Here is a 19,741-nt window from a genome sequence, read left to right on the forward strand (position 1 = left end):
GCTGCTCCTTGCGGCTTCAGGTCAGTCATGCAGCTCTTTGGAGATTGGCGCACCGACCACGAAGTCGGCGAAAGCCACCTCGAACCCCGCACGTTGGGGAGAGCAGCACATCATGCCGACATCCACCCGGTCAGAGGGTGGAAAATAGCCGAGCCTTACCGGTTGCCAGCTGTTGTCGCCGGTGTCCAGATACTGAACGCGAACCGCCTCGCGATGCCGGGTAAGGCGGATCCTGACGCCCGCCGGATCCGTCGGAATGGGAACCAGGGACCAGTCGGAAACATCGTTCGTGATAACCACGGAAAAGTACATCCGCCCGTCGGTAAACTCTACTCCGGCTTTCACCCAATGGGTTTCGCTGAGCCGCATCATCAGGCCCGCCTGGTCGTAGAGGGCTTCATAGTTGCCCTTGATCGTCACCTCGGCGGTAAAATCCCCGACGACGTTGCGATAGAAAAAATGGCCATTGTCACGCCAGAAACCGTAAAATGTCTCCCGCCAGAAGTCGGTTTCCTGACCTGTCACGACACGAAGGACGCCGCCGTCGCTTGCGTATTTCGGTGGCTCGTTGAGCCATTTCAACTGTTCTTCCGCCATCTCCGCCTTCCCGTTCCGTTGTGTCCGTGGTGTTGCGACATTCGAGCGCCTTGCGCCAAGGCTGCCTGTCGATCAATTGAACCAGGTGTCGGATAGACGGTAGCCTTCCGGAAACGGATCCTCGGGATCAACGCCGTAATGGCTCACACCCGTCAGCCAGGCGCGACCGGAGACCTGTGGAATGACGGCGGGCACGTCGCCTGCCCTGGCTTCGGCAATGATCTCGCAGTCGAAAACCGTATCGAGAATGGAGAGGTGCCTGAACTTCTCACCGACCGCGAGCTCACCACGCGCATGAAGAAGCGCCATGCGCGCCGACGTGCCTGTTCCGCATGGGCAGCGATCGAGCCGGCCGGGCGACACGACCACCGCGTTCTTGGATGTCTTGACGCCGCCGATGACCTCCACGGGGCCAGCAAACTCGGTTTGATTGATCGTATGGATGAGCGGATTCTCGGGATGAATGGAAGGCAGCTGGACGGCCGCGGCCGCCTTGATCCGCTCGCCGATTTCGACAAGCTTTCTGGCCTCGCCACGCTCAAGCGTCAGGTCCAGATCCGTAGAGTTCACGATACAGTAGATCATGCCGCCATAGGCGACATCGACCCGCAGCGAACCGAGCCCGGGAACGTCGATCATGCTGTCACGATGCATGACGAAGGAGGGGACGTTGCGAAAGGTGATGCTGCGGCACTTGCCCGCCCGGCACTCGGCGATCACGTCCACCAATCCTGCGGGCGTGTCGACCCGGACGATCGTCTGGGGCTCCTTCATGGGAATCATGCCCGCCTCAAGCGCGACGGTCACAGTGCAGATCAGGTTCGAGCCCGACATCGGCACGAAGTAATCGGACTCCATGACGATCATGCCGATATCGGCATCGGGATGGAGCGGCGGCGTGATCAGGTTGACGGCGGCATTCACGCTGCCTCTCGGATCAAACAGAAGCATGTTCCTGAGCCATGAGCTGTCGCGCTCCAGGTTCTCCATTCTTTCGAACATCGTCGCCCCGCGCGGGGGGAGGACGCCGCCAGTGATGACCCGGCCGACCTCGCCTTCGGCGTGTGCGCCAACGACAGTTATAACGCGGTCCAACTGCATGCTCGACTCCAGTGGCTTCTATATCCAATATCCAATATTTATTGCGAGCAAGCAATAGCCATTGGCGGCTTCGCGCAAAGATTAGAAGTCAACGATCAGGTGTTTTCGAAATCCGGCCATGCCTGCAGGCCAGCCATCACGTCGTCGCGAGCGTTCTCGATGTGCTTCCTAAGAAGCTTCTGCGCCAAGGTCTGGTTGCCCTCGGCGAACGCGGCCGCCAACGCCTTATGATCTTCCAGGGCTTTGGTCTGTGCGGATCGGGCATCAATCTGAAGACGGAGATACCGATCAGCGGAATTGTAGAGTGACGACAAGAGAGCCAGAGACCGCGGCCGCCTTGCGGGACGGGACATCGCCTTGTGGAACGCCCAGTTCAGCTCGCTGAGCCTCGCCGGCGATTCCTTCGCCTTCACACCCTTGGTGTAGTCATCCAGGGCGTGCCGCACATGCTCGATGTCAATCTCGGTTGCTCGCTCGATCGCCTTCTTCAAGATGAATGGCTCAAGCGCAAGACGTGCTTCGAAGATGTCGATAGCGTCATCCACGGTCAGTGAAGCGACAACCGCTCCCTTATGGGTGTGGATGACGACGAGCCCTTCGGCTTCGAGCTGAAGAAGGGCTTCACGAATCGGGATACGGCTGACTCCGGCCTCCTCGGCGATCGCTTCCTGCTTGATCTGCTGACCGCCTTTGTAGAATCCGGATATGATCCTGTCGCGGATCAGGTCGACGACCGACGACGTGACGGTTCGACGCTTGATGGCGACCGAGGGGTTCATTTTGACCTACCAACGAATCGAGGCATATTGAATATAGGATATAGAATTGTGCGCTGGTTTGGTATCCTCGCGTACAGCGCGAATGGATGTCACGACGAGACGTGGGAAAGCGGCAGAACGGTCGCACTGTCTTTGCGCCACGAGACATGGACCTTGTCGCCCGTCGTTGGAAGGGCCGCACCAGGCATATTCTGGACCTGGACACGGAACTTTTGGCCGCCCAGGCTGACCAGATGGAAGAAAGAGCGACTGCCTGAAAAAATCACGTCGGCAATTTCGGCATCCACCGCATAGTCAAGCTGCGCATTGGATTGCCGGAAGGACATCGCTTCCGGCCGAACGGACATCACCGCGGCATCATTCCCGGACAGCGAGGCATCGATCGAAACAACGTCGAACGGCCCGTCCTGGGTCTCCAGCCTAAGCTGCCCTATGCCAGATGCAGTCAGTTTTCCCTCGAACAGATTTGTCTCGCCAAGAAATTTTGCCGCAAACAGAGATCTTGGGCGAAAATACATGTCCTGCGGCCTGTCGACCTGAACGATCTGGCCGTGGTCGATCAGCACGACCCGGTCGGAGAGGATCATCGCCTCATCCTGATCGTGCGTTACATAAACGAAGGTCGCTCCCGTCTCCAACTGAATCCGTTTCATCTCTCCCAGCATATGCTGGCGAATCTTCAGGTCGAGCGCCGCCAGGGGCTCGTCGAGCAACAGAACCCTGGGGCCGTTTACCAACGCCCGGGCCAGCGCGACCCGCTGGCACTGGCCACCGCTAAGTTCGCCGATGAAACGATGCGAGAGGCTCTCCATTTGCACGGTCCTGAGCATCGCCTGGACCCGTCTGCGGCGCTCGTCCTTCTCAACACCTTTGACCTTGAGGCCGTATGCGACATTGTCGAAGACGTCGAGATGAGGGAACAGGGCGTAGCGCTGAAAGACCATGTTCACTGGCCGCTTTTCCGGCGGCAGCGAAGCGACGTCCTTGCCGTCGATCTTCAGAGTCCCGGACGTGAGCGTCTCGAAGCCGGCGAGGATGCGCATCAAGGTGGTTTTGCCGCAGCCGCTCGGGCCGAGGAGCGTCACGATCTCCCCCTCGTTGATCGCGAGATTGATGTTGGTCAGGGCTTGAAAGAGGCCGAACTGCTTTTGACCGTTGGATAGCTCGATCAACGGTGCTTCTGGCGATGTTCCATTGTTCATTTGTAGCCTCAGGAGGACGCACGTTCTGACAGGGCGGATGCTCTTTTGAACCGCCCGACGACGAAGCCGATCGCCATGACGGCGATCGAGAACAAAAGGGCGAGTGTCGAGACCGAGTTGATCAATGGCGTGACCGTGCGGCGCATCATCGACCAGATGTACATCGGCAAGGTGGTTTCGGTGCCGGCAACAAATGACGTGACAACGAACTCGTCGAACGACAAGGCAAAGCTCAGGATCGCACAGGAGATCAAGGTCGGCGCGATCAGCGGCAGCGTTATCCTCCTGAATGTCACCATCTGCGAGGCGCCAAGATCGCGAGATGCCTCTTCCAGGGTTCGATCGAAAAGCGCAAGCCGGGCCCGCATCGCGATCATGAGCATCGGCAACGACAGAACGACGTGAGAAACGACGATCGTGACCGTCGAAAGCCGGACGCCCAGTTGCGCGGCCAAGACCAGCAATGAGACACCAAGGAAAAGCCCAGGCAGGGCGATTGGCGTGATGCACAGGATTTCGAGAACGCTTCGGCCAAGCCTCCCCAGCCGCAACCAGGCAAGGGACGCGGCCGTGCCGAGGACAAGGGTGACGATCGCCGTTGCCGTGGCAATCAGAAGACTTTTGACAAGCGCCTGGCCTAGCTGCGGATCCTCGAAGATCACCACATACCAGCGCAGGCTGTAACCGTTGATGGGAAAGGAAAACGACTGGTCGGCATTGAAGCTGAACAAGATGATCACGACGAGCGGAATCAGGAGATATGCTAGGGTCGCGTAGACGACGGCCTTCAGTAACATCACGCAACCTCCCTGGCGGGTTTCGTCTTGCGCCTGGCCGGAATGAGCCCTGTGAGGCGGCCCAGAGCGAGCACGAGCGCATAGATGACCAGCGAGACAAGAAACATGAGAAAGGCCTGGGCGGCGCCGAGCGGCCAATTGCCGGTCTTGCGGAACTGGTCCGCGATGAGCAGGCCCGTCGTTTGACCCGAGGACCCGCCGACCATCTGCGGCGTGACGTAATCACCCGCCACCAGGATGAAGGTCAGCATGAAAGCGCCGATAAGGCCCTGCGCGGCGTTGGGGGCAACAACCCGGAAGAAAGCCCCCAGGGCGGATGTGCCGAGATCCCGCGACGCCTCGATAAGCTCCGCTTTGATCTCGCTCATCGCCGAGACGACCATCAGGATCGCGAATGGCAGGTAGATGTGGGTCAGCGTGATCGCGACTGCGAATGGGCTGAACAGAAATGCCTGGACGGGCGTATCGACGATGCCGAGCTGGAGCAAAACCGCGTTGAGCAGGCCGTTAGTCCCAAGCAAGGTGCGCCAGGCGTAGATTCTGACGAGGTAGCTTGAGAACCAGGTGACGAGAATGAGATAGAAGATGACCTTCGATCTGGCGACATAGGTCAGGTAATATCCAACAGGGATGGATAGGCAGAGCGTTACGGATGCGGTGATGAGGCCTATTGCAACCGCGTTGTAAGTCACACGCAGAAAGAGCGGCGATCGTATCGCCGAGATGTAATTGGTCAGCACAAAATCTGGAACAATGCGGAAGCCGGAGGATATCCAGAAACTGTAGGAGAACAGCAATATGGCGGGCACCACGAAGAACAAAAGCATGTAGATTGCCGCCGGCGCGGCCAGGATACCTCCGGTTCTTTGTGATGGGGTCATCGCAATTCCTTTGACAAAGAAGCGCCGGAGCCGATCTCACCGACAGGCTCCGACGTCTGGCTCCAATGGACTACAAGCCTGCCTTGAATTCCTGCCAGGCCTGGACCCATTCCGCATAGGTCGCGTGCTCGCCATCATCGTCGACCGGCGGGATGCCCGGCAAGCCGGAGGCGAATATCTCGTCGATCTTCGAATAGTCGATCCTAGCGCGAGCGTCTGCGTCCAGAAGTTCGACAGCCTTCTTCGAGACCGGCGCCTGCACGACAGCCGTCGCAACTTTGGCCTGTATCTGGGGATCGAGGGACTGGTTGATAAAGGCGTGCGCGGTGTCGATGTTGTCGGCCGATATGGGAATGAACCAGGCGTCGACCCACAGAACCGGCCCCTCTTCCGGAATCGCCATTTCGAGCGGCACGCCCTGCGCGTGCACCTGCGTGATGATCGACGGATCCGCCATAAGAACCGCCACGACTTCCTTCGATGCTACAAAATTGGCGACATCGCCCTGATTGATTGAGATCAGGCGAGCCTGGTTCCGGTACAGAACGAAATTCTCGAACGCCTTGCCGAGCTCCTCGCGTGTGAGAAGCGGATATTTGTCTCCCAAGCCGACCAACCGGGCGATCAACGGCCAGTTGCCCGTCGCGTCGTCCATGATCGCGATCTTACCCTTCAGGCTCGGATCCAGCAAATCCTTGTAGGAAGTGGGCTTCTTCATCATGTCGGAATTATAGAGCAGGGTGTTGAAGCCCCACATATAGGGCGACCCCCAATGCTTGCCGTCCGAGAACCAAGTCGGCTTGTCGAAGAACACATCAAATAGATTGTCCGCGTTGTAATTCGGGACTTTCGACATATCGAGCGGCGAGACGATCTTCATGTCCTTGATGTAAAGCTTGCTATAGGCCTGATTGTATTCGGCAAGATCGATGGGGGGAGGATTGCCGGCGACAAATTTGGCCTGGACATCATCCTGTGAGGCGATCGAGGAGGTTTCCACGGTGATGCCGGTCGCCGACCGCCACTCCCGCAGCTCATTCGTCATATCGTAGCCTTCCCACGCCATGATCTGCAATGAGCCACCAACCGCCGCACGGGCGGGTGTCACGAACAGTCGACCCGTCGACACTGCAAGGCCGGCGCCTGCCAGGCTGAGCAGCGCGTTGCGACGGGTGAGCTGGATTGGTTCGGGCATAGACGAATTCGGTTCTTTCACCATGGTATTTCCCCTTTCGTGCTGGTTTACTCACTTTTTATAATGGATATTGGATATAATTGATTCACCGTCAAACCATTTGTGATGCGATCGTCCTTGTACCCTTTGTCGCGATTTGGCTTGGTTCCGGTCAGGCAGTTGATTTGCGGCTGATCGCCCCCGGTGGATTCAGCCCGAGCGCCTTTCGTCGGCGTAGTGAGCGATTTGCGGTGGCAGCGCCTGGCGACCTAGCACGCGATCGACCATCTTCTCGGCGACCATCATCGTCGGGCAGTGGAGATTGCCGTTGGGAATGCGCGGCATGACTGAAGCATCGATCACTCGAAGCCGTTCAACACCATGGACCCGGCCTTCGTCATCAACGACAGCCATGTCGTCATTGCCCATCCGGCAACTCGAACACGGATGGTACTGGGTTCCCATATTTTCCTTGAGCCAGGAGAAAACCTCTTCGTCCGATTTCTTGCGCAAGCCGGGGACAATGGCTTCGCCGCGGATGCTATCCCAACCCTTTTGTTGGATGATCTCGTCGGTATGACGAACGCCGTCGATCAGATTTCGCCGGTCTTGCTGCTGCTGGAGATAGTTCAGTACGATTGACGGATGAAGTCTCGGGTCAGCCGATTTTAGCGTCACTGCCCCCCGACTTTCCGGCCGCCCAAGGCAGACCTGATACTGGAACCCTTCCTCGATGTTGACCTTTCCATGCATCAGCTCGCCGAGCATCGGCAGGAACTCGTGCTGGATGTTGGCGTACTCGACGGCATCGCTGCTTTTGAAAAAGGAGCCGACCTCCCAGAGATTGGTTATGCCCAAGCCACTCCTGAAGAACAGCCATTGTGCACCGATGAACGCCATCTTGAGGAGGTTCATATCGACGGCTGGAGACACACCTTTGTGCGAAGCACGATACTTGATGGACACCGCGACATGGTCCTGCAAGCCTTTCCCTACCCCGGGAAGCTCAGCCACGCCCTTGATGCCATACGCGGCAAGTTCCGCCGCAGGACCTATGCCGGACAGGAGGAGCACATGCGGCGAGTTGAAGGCGCCACCGCACAAGATAACCTCGCGCTCGGCTTCGACCGACTGAATCACGCCGCCCTTCTCGAAGGTGACCCCGACAGCCGTCTTTCCGCTGAAATCGACCTTGTGAACCAGGGCATTCAAAACCAGTTCGACATTGCCGCGCTTGAGGGCGGGGCGAAGATAGGCCCGACCGCCACTGGCGCGGATGCCGTTGTCGATGTTGGCCTGATAGGCGTGTACGCCTTCCTGGCGATAGGCGTTGTAATCTTCGCTCAACGGGTGCCCAGCCTGTTGCCCGGCTTCCAGGAACGCCCGGAAGGGTTCGAGCTCGGCCTTCAGGGTCGTGATCCGGATTGGCCCCTGCCCGCCTCGGTATTCGTTGCTTCCCTTGTCGTACGATTCCAATTTCTTGAAGTATGGAAGGCAATGGGCATAGGACCAGTTGGACAAACCGTCTTCCGCCCAACGGTCGAAGTCGCGCGGATTTCCCCGGACATAGACCATGCCGTTCAGGGATCCAGAACCGCCAAGCATCTTGCCGCGGAGATGGGTGACCATGCGGCCATCGAGAGCCGCCTCGGGCCCTGTTTCGAATTCCCACGTTCGCTTCTTGTCGGTCAGCGGATAGGACATCGCGGCAGGCATGCGAACATAGATCGAATTGTCGTGCGGCCCCGCCTCAAGGACCAGAACGCTGACATTGCGGTCTTCGCCGAGCCGGGCGGCGACAATGGAACCCGCGGCGCCGGAACCCACGACAATGTAGTCATATTTTTTCGAACGCACCTGTCTCACTCCGGATTCAAAACTCGGCAATGAAGAAAGGCGGACAACCTAGTGCCCACAGTCCGCCGCTTCTTCCCAATATGACAATCTGGATTATGCCGCCTTCGGGAGCGAGTAGCTCTCGAGCTGCTTGATCGCGTCCTTGATGGTGCGCGTTACGAATTCCCGCTCGTCGCCGACGAGCGGCAGGCGAGGTCGACGCACCCACTCGGGCGCGCCATAGACCAAGCTCTCGGAGAGCTTGATGTACTGGACGAGCTTCACGTGAGTATCGAGGTGGAATGCTGGCGTGAGCAATCTGTAAAGCCGCAGCGCCTCTTCCTTGCGGCCCTGGTTGCAGAGGTTGAAAAGCGTGACGCATTCCTTGGGCCAGACATTCGTCATGCCCGACACCCAGCCGACCGAACCGAGGGCGACGCTCTCGACGATCTGATCGTCAACACCGCAGAAAATCTGATACCGATTGCCGAGCGCAATATACATATCGGTCACGCGGCGGACATCACCGGCCTCATCCTTTACGGCAACGATGGTCGGCGAGTCGGCCAGTTCCTTCAAAATCTGGGGTGTGACGTCGACGCCGTAAGCGATCGGATTGTTATAGATCATGATCGGCAGCCCGCTGGCCTTGGCGAGGCTCCTGTACCATTCGGTTGTCTCTCGCGCGTCGGACTTGTATCCGAGAGTAGGGAACGCCATCAAGCCATCCACGCCAAGCTTCTCGAATTCACGAGCCCGCGAATTGGCGTCGGACTGGGTGATCTCGGCCAATCCCGACAGCACTGGAACCCGCCCGGCGGCCGCTTCCTGCGCGCTGCGGATGACGAGTTCCTTCTCGGAAGGAGTGAGGCAGGCATTTTCGCCAAGCATCGGCAAAACGATCACCCCCGACACGCCATTTGTGATCAGCCTGTCAATGGCAGACTGATTAGCCTGCACATTGATCGAGCCATCCTGATTCAGCTTTGTGGTTACGGCGGGGAACACCCCTGTCCACTGATTCATATTTTTCCTCTTGCGTTCGATGGCGCACCTTACACCACCATTACATCCAATCTATAATATCCAATATTCAAAGTCCAGCCCCGCTTCTGGGTTCGCCAGGCTCGACGAATTCGCAGGTGCCCCCCCCGGGAATCCGTCATCCGTCCCTTTGTCGACACCTGTTCATCACCAACGGCGCGACCGCGCCGGCGACCGAGGTCGAACCGTCTCGGACGCCGTCGGCCGCCGCTTCATACATCAGGGCAATGCGTGTGGATCATCTCGGCCGGCGTGGTCGCCAATGAGCTCGCGAGCCGCGCCGTCGTCGCCTTACCGGTCGACACGGAGGAGCCAACGATGCGTACCGACACAGCCCCCTCGCCCGCTTCAGGATCCTGCTGCAAACCATTGCGGAGCGGCTTCGAGCAGCCGCATCGGGAATTCGAGCAAGCTACCCAAATCCCAGTCGCCTAGGTGTGTCGCGCCCCAAGGAGGAGGTGGACGGACAAGTGACTCGAGGCCTAAGCCGCTCGGGCAGACGCTCATGTCGCTTAAGAACCTTGATCCTCGCCGAGCGGCAATGAATCGCGAGTGAGCAAGGAATACATGGTTTTCAGGACGCGTCTCGTCGTAGCGATATCGCCTTCGGGCATATCGGTGAGCATCAACGTCTCCAGTTTCAGCGCCTCGGGTATCAATGCTTCCACCAGCGACACACCGGAAGACCTTAAGGAGATCACTATCTCTCGCTTGCTTCGAGTGGATCGAGCTTTGCGAATGAGTTTGCGATCGTGCATCGCTTCCGTCAGTCGGGAGAGCGTAGATCCTTCGATAGATGTCAGTCCCGAAAGATCGATGAGCTTTTGCTCACCGCGGTCATGCAGAACGACCAGGACCCGCCACATAGGGATCGTCAGATCATACGGCTGCAGCTTGAGCAGGAACCGTTCGTTGATTGCGAAGGCGACCCGGTTGGACAGGTAGGATAGCCGTTCGTCGAGCTCATAAGTACCCTGGCCCATGTGGCGTCCTTTGCTCCCTGCCATACACCTCGGCGCACTTGCCGCGTGATGACGGAACCTAATCCGGACGCCGCACGAAGGACAACAGCAATGGGCACTGACTGTCCTCCCGGAAATTCGCCTGCACCCAAATCTAACGGTGGATCTGACCCCGCTTTCCATAAGCGTCCGCTCCACAAGGCAGGGCGAACTACGAGCTATTCAGAGGCGCTCCTCACGAAGCAAACCGAGCTTTTGATGCACGGGCCGATCCGAAAAGGAAAATACCACGCTGTCTGCGTCCCCGCCCTCGAACCTGTACCTGATCCAGCCGGGGACCGCAAACACGTCGTTGGGTATCAGCTGCACTGGAGCTTGGCCCTCAATGATGATAGACGGTTCACCTTCCAAGACCACGAATGCGCAGCTGTCCGTAGAGCGATAGAAGGCCGACGAGAAGTTCTTCGGCAATAGCCGGATCGTCGTTCCGATCGTCGGAATTGCCCAATCCCCGGTCACCGGATTGATGTAACGCATGCAGATCCCGAAGTGCCTATCGATACCGGCGGAACCGCGCAGAACTTCCAAAGCTTCGCGCGTTCTTTCATACGGGTAGTTGAACACAGGCGACGTGGAAGACACCGGCGTCAGATCGACAGGCAGCAAACCGCTGCCGTACCGAGCCAGGGAGTCGCCCTCGGGACGCGTCAGCACTTGTGAGCTCTCGCGGTGTTCTTCCCGGAAGCCCGCTTTCAGGAAACTCACAAGCGGTACATCCAGACCGTCGAGCCAGATGACGGGCTCGTCACCGTCGTGACCGTGGTCGTGCCATGTCCAAAAGGGGGTCAGGATCAAATCCCCGCGCCGCATGGTCGTTCTTTCACCATCGACCGCGGTGAACCCCCCGGTGCCCTCGAGCATGAAGCGCAAGGCTGACTGTGTGTGCCGATGCGCCGGCGCCACCTCTTTTGGGAGTATTAGTTGCAAACCTGCGTACAGCGTGTCGGTGATCTGCGACTTTCCCTGCAGTCCCGGGTTTTCCAGCACCAGAACTCGACGCTCGGCCTCCTCGGCGGTGATCGTCTCTCCGGCTTTGATCAGCAGTGGACGTACAGTTTGCCACGCCCAGTGATAGGGCACTGAAGCCGGCTTTGGATCTGTGGGAACCAGCCCCTTCAGTCTCTCCCATAGGGGTGCCAGCTGGAGTTTGCTGAGGTCGGAGTAGTAGGCAGACCGGTCGGTCGCCGGTGCCAAATCAGGTTTATTGGTCATCTATGAGTCCTCGTTGGCGGGGCCTTCGGCGCGATTGACAGCCACCTCAAGCTAATATATTGCATATGCAATAATTGCAAATGCAATAATAATGACGTGTCTCCGCAGATGGGGTTGGTCTGGATGAAAATATGTAGATTCAACTCCAATCGGATTGGTGTTGTGGACAGGGATGAGGTCATCGATGTAACGGACGCTTACGATCGCAGCCCTCCCTGGCCCGTCCCTGCGGGTGACTGGATCGCAAACCAGCTGACGGACACAGCAAGACTGCGCGATGCGGTGTCGAAGAATTCCACGCGCCACGCGCTGCGCGACACAAGGCTGGACGCGCCGGTCGCAAACCCCGGGAAGATCATCGGGGCGCCGATTAATTACAAAGCCCACATCGAAGAGGCGAACGCAGACAGCCAGATCAATAACGGAACGACTTATACCAATCTTGACGAGTTCGGGCTGTTCCTCAAAGCGGGCAGTTCCCTGATCGGCCCCTCGGACAGATTCACGCCGAGATTCGCCGACCGGCGCACCGACCATGAAGTAGAGTTGGCCGTCGTTATCGGGAAGGAAGCGCGGGCCATCCGGAAGGAAGATGCCTTAAGCCATGTCCTCGGCTTCACCGTGGGATTGGATATGACCATCCGTGGCAAGGAATTCCCGACGTTTCGGAAGTCGCCTGACACTCACTGCGTGCTTGGCCCGTGGCTGGTGACGCCCGATGAAATTCCGTCTGCCGACGCACTCGACCTGCGACTGTCCGTCAACGGGATCGAGAGACAGAGGTCCAACACCAGGTTTCTAATCTACGGCGTTGCACGTCTGATCGAATACGCGTCGAGCTTCTACACCCTCCATCCTGGCGACGTGATCATGACGGGCACTCCCGAAGGGGTCGGGCCGGTGTTTCCCGGTGACAGGATCGACGCGCACATAACTTCGATAGGCGATCTTTCGATCGAAGTGGGGATGCCGCGCTGAAGCAAGCCGCTGTGAATCTTCAATAAAACCCTCATTGGCCTCCCTGCGAGGCGACAACCACCGGAGTAGATAATGGCAAAAGTTCTCGTTCTATATCACTCGGCCTATGGCCACATCGAAACCATGGCCAAAGCCGTTGCCGAAGGCGCTCGCGACGCTGGCGCGGAAGTGACGGTCAAGCGCGTTCCGGAACTGGTGCCGGACGAAGTGGCGCGGGCGTCCTTTTTCAAGATGGATCAGGAAGCCCCCATCGCGGATCCCAACGAACTGGATCAGTATGACGCCATCATCGTCGGCGCCGGCACTCGTTTCGGAACCGTGGCTTCGCAGATGCGCAATTTCTGGGACCAGACCGGCGGTCTTTGGGCATCGGGCAAGCTCTTGGGCAAGGTCGGGTCGGTCTTCACCGCAACTGCCACGCAGCATGGCGGCCAGGAGTCCACGCTGCTGGGCTTCATCCCTACTCTGCTTCACCACGGCATGGTGGTGGTGGGGCTACCTTACGCCTTCGAAGGACAGCTCGGTTTGGGTGAAATCCTTGGCGGCTCGCCCTACGGCGCATCGACGATCACTGGCACGGACGGCTCGCGTCAGCCCTCCGCGATCGAACTGGACGGCGCCCGCTACCAGGGAAGCCATGTCGCAAAGATTGCAGCCAGCTTAAACCATCAAGCGGGAGCGGCCATGAAGAGGGCAGTCTGAAGGAGATGCGCCTCTCTTTGGTTGGGACGCCCGCCGAACCGCGATAATTGATGTCACCACTGCCCGTCCGAACTGTCGCCTTCCCGCTGCTGCTCGGGCTAACGGGAGGTACTGCTCATTTCGTGAACGCGCACGAACTGGGCGAGCGGCTGGTTGCGGCGATCCTCGTGGATGCGGTCTACATTCTCCTTTGAAGACCCCCCGCCGGCACCGCTCGCCCCGCGGCTGACGCGTTTCCAGCCGCCACTGATCGCCGGGGGCTGCTAACCGCCACCGTCTGGATCGGCAGCAACGAACCGTTCGCCGTTGCGGGAGATGAATCTCACCTAGCGAAGAACCATCCTGTTCCGGCTCTCAAGTGCCTGCTCGATTAGGTCAGGTCCCGGTAAAGTCCGGCGGGCGCTTCTCCGTAAACGCGAGCATGCCCTCCTTGGAGTCGTCCGTCATGGTCAGACGGGCGATAGCGCTTTGCTCGAACGCAAGGCCGTTTTCGGCCGTGGCGCCGACTGCAGTTCGGATGCAGGCCTTCGTTGCACGCACTGCGGCAGGGGCACGCTGCGCGATCGTCGCCGCAATTTGCACGGCGCGAGGAACGGTGTCGGCCACCGTGCACACTTCCACCGCAAATCCGAATTGAAGGGCCCGCTCGGCATTGATGGGCTCACCCGTCAGGAGCATGTAGGACGCCAGATTGGGCGACAGCTTGCGCGGAAGTCGCTGAGTTCCTCCGTCGCCTGCCATGCCGCCGATCTTGATCTCGGGTTGCCCGAATTCGGCGTTGTCGCCGGCGACGATGAAATCGCACACCATTGCAAGTTCGCATCCGGCACCGAACGCAATACCGTTCACCGCCGCGATAAGAGGCTTGCCGAAGAACTCGATCGCCCGCCACGCGGCTACCCTGGCCGGACTGTTCGCCACCGCCATAGGCCCGAACGCCACCATTTCCTTGATATCCGCGCCGGCCGCGAAGCTTGAATCCGAACCGGTGATGACGACACAACGAACGGAGTTGTCGGTTTCCAGTTGTGTAAGCAGGCGACCCAGCTCAACGATCATGGAACTGTGCAGCGCATTCTTTTTTTCGGGCCGGTCGAACCTTATCAAGGCGACGTACTCGGCCGGGCGCTCCAGTATCACCTTGGCAGAATGATTGTCCGCTAAAGTCATGAATTCTCCAGTTCTTCCGAGCACGATTGTTTAGAGCGTTCATGAATTCCTGTAATGCCGGGGGCATTCAGGGCAATAAAAGGTTCGAATGCTGGGCTAGGTACCATTGTGCGCATCAGCGGTTGCTTTGGAGGATAGTTTGGCCGCAGATGAAGCCCCATGTCATGTACGGGCCGAGGGTGGTACCGACCTGGCTCGGCGTGCGCGCACCGGTCGGGCTGGCCATCACGTTGCCGGCGCAGTAAAGCCCCGGAATGACGGTGCCGTCGGCGCGGAGCGCCTGACCCCGGGCATTTGTGCGCACTCCGCCCTTGGTACCGAGCAAGGAGGGTCTGAACCGGTAGGCGACGTAAGGCGGAGTATCGATCTCCTCCATCAGCCCCAAGTTCTCCGCAAGCTTTCTCTCGTAGGTATTCGAAGTCCCGCGCTTGAAATCGAGATCCCGTCCGGTGCGCGCGAAACCGTTGAAACGCTCCACCGTGTCCTTCAGGTTCTGAACGGGCAGTTTGGTCCGCTCAGCCAATTCCTCTATCGACGACGCTTTGAGAAGCCAATCACGTTTGTACCGGCGGTACCACCGGATCAATGGCGTCCGTTTAACCATAGGCCAGTGGCTGATGACCCATGCAGGTTGGTGGATGAGCTCTCCCGCTTCGTTTCTGTCCATGATGCGATCGTACACCCAAAACTCGTACTCGCTCGCAAAACGACGCCCGTATCTGTCCACGATGATAGCATCAGGCTCCGCGTGTATTCTCAAGGGAAGTCCGTGTAACTCGCCCTCATAGGTGACGGGGGGCTGAATGACGATATTGCCCTGATCCATGTGGGCGAAAACTGCACCGACAGCCTGCGCCATTTTGTGTCCGTCACCTTCATTGCTGCTCGGCGAGCTTTTGAAGTCTACCTCGCTGGGAAAGTAGGTGGCCAGCATCTGCGCATCCCATTCGAAGCCGCCTGTCGCCAGCACCACTGCGCTACGCGCCTCAAAGGTGTGAAGCGCACCGTACCGCTCCACCTGAACGCCCGTCACCACGCCGGCGTCATCGGTTTTGAGCGTCATCGCGCGGGTGGACAGTTCGATCAGGCAGCCTTGGTCCAGGCAGCCCTTGAGCAGGCCGATGATCAAGCCGTTTCCCTGGGCCATTGAGTCCGACCACCATCGTCGAAACAGCAGGGGCAGCGATTGAAGCATGCCGAGGATGGGATGACGGTCCAGCTTCGCGTCCACGGTTTCCTGGAAGGTGAGCCTCTGCGGCAAGGTTGACCGCCGTACGCGGCTGCGCCACCAACCGAGAATCGCTTTGCTAAGGGGCTCAACCGCAAGAATTCTGCTCGATTTTGCGCCTTCGCACTCCTCGAAGGGGTCCGGTATCTGGGTTAGGCTGAACCTCAGCGGACTGTGGGCCTCGACCAGCTTGAGCATCTGCGGGCCGTTTTCGATCTGGCTTTTCCACAGCTCGTCTTCCGTTTCCTGCCATCCTTTGGGAGAGGCGGCCCGCATATAGGCGAGAGCCTCGGCGAAGCTGTCCGACAAACCGGCCCGTTCGGCGTAGTGATTGACGGGAAGCCAGGTCATTCCACCAGACATGGCACTCGTGCCGCCGAGCACATCCGTCTTCTCGATGATACGAACTGTCTTTCCTGCAACAGCCACGGTCAACGCTGCGGTAAGGGCGGCAGCGCCGGAGCCGACAACGATCACGTCCGTGACGTTACTTTCCGGCGGGACAGGGTCCGCAAAATAGATGTTCATCAGCGCATACATGCACGCTCCTTACCGGTTACAAGTTCCAGCTTTGGAACTTGCCTTGCCGAGCTTCAATCCACGATTGTGCGAGCGCTATCGATCGGTGGATTGAAGGAAGCCTTCCAGTATTTCCCAATATCTTTGCGGGCGCGTGTTGGGAAAAAAATGACCGCCGTTCATTATCTCCAACCTGGCGCCTTTGATGAGAGCCGCGATCTCGCGGGATTGATATTCGGCAGCGAGCATGTCGTCCGACGCACCGATCACCAAACTAGGCAGTTCGACGCTGCGTAATTCTTCTCGCCGATCGAACTTGTAGGGTGCCCTCATCCGGGCGGACAAGACCTCATCCGCCATGCTTTGGGTGACATTCTGGATACGACCCATAAGATCATAATTCGGATCGAGGACGTCGCCACCGGGCATCGCAAGGATCGCAGAAAGATGGCCACAAGTCACCGTGCCGGCCGCGTCAAGCACGCGTTGCCGCAGGTCGTTTATGAATTCCATATATCTGTCGAAAGCGCAGAACGTCCCGCTGAAGACCGCCGCCTCAAAAAGCTCGGGATGATCGAGCACCAGGCACTGGGCGATGACCCCCCCCATCGAATGTCCCACTACGGTGACCTTGCTGGCTTCCGCGTCGGCGAGAATGTCGATTCCATCTCCGACAATTTCCCGGAGGGTGTGTACGCCTTCCCGCGCTCGATTGGCGCCGCAGCCTCGCTGGTCGAAGCTCAGGACCGTGAAGCGTTCTGCCAGTTTGGGCCGATGGGCGTTCCAAAAGCTTGCATGCCCGCCGAGGCCCGTCACAAGCAAGATCGCCCGGGCGCCGGTTCCTTCACGATTGTAAGCCAGTACCATTGTTAGATCTCACCGTGTCGTTGGGGCCTCTGACCTGATCGCTACGCGAATCAGGCCCGTTGGGTATCGACCACCTTCTTTTCGATCAACTGGCCGATCTGATCCTGGGAATAGCCGTACTCAGCCAAAATCTCTTCGGAGTGCTGTCCCAACAACGGCGGCGGCTTCAACGCGATCTGTGGAAATTCCGAGGACTTGATGGCGTTACCCACCGTACGAAGAAGTCCGTGTTTGGGATGGTCGAGCTCTATGAGGATATTGTTTTCCTTCACTTGAGGATGCTTAAGCGTCTCGCCAAGCGGGAGAACCGGACTGCACAGAATATCCACCCTGTCGAGTCGCGTCAGGCACTCTTCTGTCGTGAACTTGCTGAACCCCTCGCTCATGCGCCGTCTGTATTCGGTTCTGTTCGCCATCTGCTGTGCCAGCGTGGCGAATTCGGGATCGGACGTGATGTCGGGTATTTCCAGGGCCTGGCAGATATCAGAAACCGGATTGGGCCTCAGCACCGCTATGACCGCAACAAACCCGTCGGATGCGGCGAAAATGTCCATGGGGTCTGACTCGAGCGGATTGAAGTCGTGGCCCGTGCGGAGCTTCTGCGTGACCTCCTGCTGCTGCATGACCAGAAATACGTCGAGCAGGTTGATCTCGATTTTCTGCCCCCGACCCGCTCGTTCACGATGAAGGAGTGCCAGAAGAACGCTTTGGACGAGGATCATTCCAGCGGAGAAGTCCGCCGCCGAAACAGGAAACAGCTGCGGCTTTCCGCTTGGATCCTTGTTGTCGTGCGCGACGCCGGCGAGAGCCTGGGCCACGAAGTCCATCCCCCCCTTCTGCGACAGAGGACCGGTCGTGCCAAACCCCGAGCCCTCGACGTAGATGATCCGATCGTTGTCCTTACGGATATCCTCATAACCCAATCCAAGACGCTCGATGACGCCCGGCCGGAAATTATGGACGAAGACGTCGGATTCTCTGGCGATCTTCCGGAGGATCTCCCTACCCTCCTCAGTCTTCATGTCGAGTGCCAAACTTCTCTTGTTTCGGTTCATCGCCATGAAGTTGCAGCTCTCGTCATCCTTGTTCGGGCGATGACGGTCGATCGCCCGACTGATGTCCCCCAGACCGGGTTTCTCGATCTTGATGATATCGGCGCCAAAATCGCCAAGCACTTGGGTGCCACACGGCCCAAACATGATCTGGGACAGATCACAGATGCGAATGCCGTCTAATGGAAGCGCCATGGAGTTGTCCCTTTCAAGACTGCGGATGACGATGCTCAACTCGGAACTCAGATGCCGGGGATGATAAACCCGTACTTCTCTACGAGAAGTCTTTCCGTCGTTGGATTGCGAGGAATTGCCGCCGGCCTTTCCGCACCGGGAAGCTTACGCACTCCCGTCTCCCTCAAGGCCCCCTCAACGCTGGGGGGCAGAAAGACCCCGCCATATTTCAGCGGTTCCGTACCGTTGTTGACGAAGTGGTGCATCAAGGTCGGGGGCAAAACGATCAAATCGCCCTCGGCGATCGGGTATGCGACATCGCCCAAAATTGCGAGGCCCTTACCGTGGGTAACGATCACGATCTCCTCGGACATCACGTGACCGTGGTGCCGGACGTTGGCGCCAGGCTCCAGGAGCTGCGATGCCGCACAGAAATAGGTCAGAGGCAAAGCAGGTGCGGCAATCATGATGCTGACGTAACCCAGGCTGGGTGCAGCTTGCCAGTACTCTTCCCCCTCATCGTCCTGCACGATGATAAAATGACCGTCAAAGTCGCCGTTCGCGGCGTCGCCATCGTCGACGCCCAACATAGCTGCCGACTTCTTCGAAGCCTCGGCGCCATTTCCACCCACCGGGAAGAGATCAAAACGAGAGTCCGGGCCAGGGGGGAAGGAGATCACGGAGAAGCGAAGCGGCTCTTCGCCCTCCTGCTCCACTTTCACGGCGACGCCGCGGCCCCAGAACATGAATGTGCCCTTGGAGACCGCGTGCTGCTTGCCGCCGCAAAACACCCGACCTTTCCCGGAAAAACAGATAACCAATCGCTCGTTCAGTTCATAGGCCCGCGAACGGAGGTGCCCGCCTTTCGGCAAATCCACACCCACGACGGCGAAGTGAGTGTATTTGTGACTAATTGGCGATACCTTTACCAGCGCCGAGCCGCCGTCTTCGGAGCCGAGGCCCACCGGCGTCCCCTCGTTCGCTGCTACGAGTACTGCTTCAACTGGCGCCTTCGTGCTGACCTTAAACGGAACCGTATTCTGCATGGTGCTCCACTTGTCCTAGACGGTGCTTTAAAATCTTGCCAAATCGACTTATCCGACCAGTCTCGCCGGGCATCGCCGACTTCCAAATTTCCTCAACAAGGGTACTTTCGCTACGATTGGCGGATAGAGAACAACGTTCGAATTGAGCCGAACTTTTTCGCGCGCAGCTCTGCAGGTGCCGTGAGTTACTTTCCGCCTGTTGCCGCAAAGGCAGGCCAAGAACACCATTTAACTCGGGTGGGAACAATGGTAAAATCCAATAAATAGCTGGACTTTTTGCTCAATGCGGCAGGCAATGGTCAGAGGCAGATCTGACCACCGACATCGAGGTGCATTTGCATGTCGACTGGTATTATCAAA

At 58.5% G+C, this 19,741-nt stretch carries 19 protein-coding genes; 3 read left to right on the forward strand and 16 right to left on the reverse strand.

Annotated elements, in window-relative coordinates:
* Positions 1-21: 21 nt before the first annotated feature.
* The 11 genes from LB568_RS06565 to gtdA all read right to left on the reverse strand — a co-directional run bounded on the left by LB568_RS06565 (position 22) and on the right by gtdA (position 11,645).
* Complete coding sequence (locus LB568_RS06565; protein ID WP_224620478.1) at positions 22-597, reverse strand: DUF1349 domain-containing protein; 576 nt, start codon at positions 595-597, stop codon at positions 22-24.
* Between the two features lie 72 nt (positions 598-669).
* Complete coding sequence (locus LB568_RS06570) at positions 670-1,698, reverse strand: proline racemase family protein (RefSeq protein WP_224729645.1); 1,029 nt, start codon at positions 1,696-1,698, stop codon at positions 670-672.
* A gap of 95 nt (positions 1,699-1,793) precedes the next feature.
* Positions 1,794-2,477, reverse strand: coding sequence for a GntR family transcriptional regulator (locus tag LB568_RS06575; RefSeq protein ID WP_224620480.1), 684 nt, complete (start codon positions 2,475-2,477; stop codon positions 1,794-1,796).
* 89 nt (positions 2,478-2,566) lie between these two features.
* Positions 2,567-3,679, reverse strand: coding sequence for an ABC transporter ATP-binding protein (locus tag LB568_RS06580; protein WP_224620481.1), 1,113 nt, complete (start codon positions 3,677-3,679; stop codon positions 2,567-2,569).
* Positions 3,680-3,687: 8 nt separating this feature from the next.
* A complete protein-coding gene (locus tag LB568_RS06585) occupies positions 3,688-4,476 on the reverse strand; it encodes an ABC transporter permease (protein ID WP_224620482.1) in 789 nt (262 codons plus the stop codon).
* Positions 4,476-5,357 carry an ABC transporter permease gene (locus tag LB568_RS06590; protein ID WP_224620483.1) on the reverse strand — a complete coding sequence of 294 codons (882 nt, stop codon included), beginning with the start codon at positions 5,355-5,357 and terminating at the stop codon, positions 4,476-4,478. Before LB568_RS06590 ends, LB568_RS06585 begins: the two co-directional genes overlap by 1 nt.
* Before the next feature lie 70 nt (positions 5,358-5,427).
* Positions 5,428-6,552 (reverse strand): ABC transporter substrate-binding protein, encoded by a 1,125-nt coding sequence (locus LB568_RS06595; protein ID WP_224620484.1) that lies wholly within the window; start codon positions 6,550-6,552, stop codon positions 5,428-5,430.
* A gap of 189 nt (positions 6,553-6,741) precedes the next feature.
* Positions 6,742-8,388 (reverse strand): choline dehydrogenase, encoded by a 1,647-nt coding sequence (locus LB568_RS06600; RefSeq protein WP_224620485.1) that lies wholly within the window; start codon positions 8,386-8,388, stop codon positions 6,742-6,744.
* Between the two features lie 93 nt (positions 8,389-8,481).
* Positions 8,482-9,393 carry a dihydrodipicolinate synthase family protein gene (locus LB568_RS06605; protein WP_224620486.1) on the reverse strand — a complete coding sequence of 304 codons (912 nt, stop codon included), beginning with the start codon at positions 9,391-9,393 and terminating at the stop codon, positions 8,482-8,484.
* Between the two features lie 530 nt (positions 9,394-9,923).
* Positions 9,924-10,394, reverse strand: coding sequence for a MarR family winged helix-turn-helix transcriptional regulator (locus LB568_RS06610; RefSeq protein ID WP_224620487.1), 471 nt, complete (start codon positions 10,392-10,394; stop codon positions 9,924-9,926).
* Positions 10,395-10,595: 201 nt separating this feature from the next.
* The gene (gtdA, locus tag LB568_RS06615) at positions 10,596-11,645 is read right to left on the reverse strand and encodes a gentisate 1,2-dioxygenase (protein WP_224620488.1); all 1,050 of its coding nucleotides are present in this window, start codon (positions 11,643-11,645) and stop codon (positions 10,596-10,598) included.
* Positions 11,646-11,768: 123 nt separating this feature from the next.
* On the opposite strand from gtdA, the gene LB568_RS06620 reads away from it, so the two are divergent.
* The 3 genes from LB568_RS06620 (at position 11,769) to LB568_RS06630 (ending at position 13,519) form a co-directional block, all read left to right on the forward strand.
* Positions 11,769-12,623 carry a fumarylacetoacetate hydrolase family protein gene (locus tag LB568_RS06620; protein WP_224620612.1) on the forward strand — a complete coding sequence of 285 codons (855 nt, stop codon included), beginning with the start codon at positions 11,769-11,771 and terminating at the stop codon, positions 12,621-12,623.
* Positions 12,624-12,695: 72 nt separating this feature from the next.
* Positions 12,696-13,325, forward strand: a complete 630-nt coding sequence (wrbA, locus tag LB568_RS06625) for an NAD(P)H:quinone oxidoreductase (RefSeq protein ID WP_224620489.1) — start codon at positions 12,696-12,698, stop codon at positions 13,323-13,325.
* Positions 13,326-13,375: 50 nt separating this feature from the next.
* On the forward strand, positions 13,376-13,519 hold the full coding sequence (locus tag LB568_RS06630) for a hypothetical protein (RefSeq protein WP_224729646.1): 144 nt from the start codon (positions 13,376-13,378) through the stop codon (positions 13,517-13,519).
* 181 nt (positions 13,520-13,700) lie between these two features.
* Here LB568_RS06630 and LB568_RS06635 read toward each other — a convergent pair whose 3' ends face one another.
* The 5 genes from LB568_RS06635 to LB568_RS06655 form a co-directional block, all read right to left on the reverse strand.
* Positions 13,701-14,495, reverse strand: a complete 795-nt coding sequence (locus LB568_RS06635) for an enoyl-CoA hydratase/isomerase family protein (protein WP_224729647.1) — start codon at positions 14,493-14,495, stop codon at positions 13,701-13,703.
* A gap of 115 nt (positions 14,496-14,610) precedes the next feature.
* Positions 14,611-16,263, reverse strand: coding sequence for an FAD-dependent oxidoreductase (locus tag LB568_RS06640; protein WP_224729648.1), 1,653 nt, complete (start codon positions 16,261-16,263; stop codon positions 14,611-14,613).
* A gap of 75 nt (positions 16,264-16,338) precedes the next feature.
* Entirely contained in the window at positions 16,339-17,109 is a 771-nt protein-coding gene (locus tag LB568_RS06645; protein ID WP_224729649.1) for an alpha/beta fold hydrolase, read from the reverse strand.
* 50 nt (positions 17,110-17,159) lie between these two features.
* Positions 17,160-18,395 (reverse strand): CaiB/BaiF CoA transferase family protein, encoded by a 1,236-nt coding sequence (locus tag LB568_RS06650; protein WP_224620494.1) that lies wholly within the window; start codon positions 18,393-18,395, stop codon positions 17,160-17,162.
* A gap of 8 nt (positions 18,396-18,403) precedes the next feature.
* The gene (locus LB568_RS06655; protein ID WP_224620495.1) at positions 18,404-19,381 is read right to left on the reverse strand and encodes a cupin domain-containing protein; all 978 of its coding nucleotides are present in this window, start codon (positions 19,379-19,381) and stop codon (positions 18,404-18,406) included.
* Positions 19,382-19,741: the final 360 nt, after the last annotated feature.

The organism is Mesorhizobium sp. B263B2A, assembly GCF_020165775.1.
Taxonomy (GTDB): domain Bacteria; phylum Pseudomonadota; class Alphaproteobacteria; order Rhizobiales; family Rhizobiaceae; genus Mesorhizobium; species Mesorhizobium opportunistum.